1 protein-coding gene is annotated in these 241 nt (G+C 58.5%); it reads left to right on the top strand.

Annotated features, from left to right (window positions below):
- Position 1 precedes the first annotated feature (1 nt).
- Positions 2–241, top strand: a 240-nt coding sequence (locus SB756_RS34480) for a DUF2569 family protein (RefSeq protein ID WP_410913805.1), incomplete at its 3' end; no start/stop codon positions are given.

Raw genomic sequence — 241 nt, 5'->3', positions numbered from 1 at the left:
ACTGTTTAATCCGGAATGGCGTGTGGCGCTGTTTTCTCACGGCAGCACACTCTTCTCTTACTGGGCTATTTCCCTGCTCACCGCCGTGGCGGTCTGGGCCTATAGTCTCTGGATCAGCTGGCTGTTCTTTAAGCGCTCCCGCCGCCTGCCGCGTCACTACCTGCTCTGGCTGCTGATTACCGTGCTGCTGGCGCTGAAAACCTTTGCCTTTACGCCGGTTACCGATAGCCGTGCCCTCCAG

This window comes from Pseudomonas sp. SIMBA_068 (assembly GCF_046534705.1).
GTDB lineage: Bacteria > Pseudomonadota > Gammaproteobacteria > Pseudomonadales > Pseudomonadaceae > Aquipseudomonas > Aquipseudomonas putida.
This window is presented reverse-complemented; position numbering and strand designations above follow the sequence as displayed.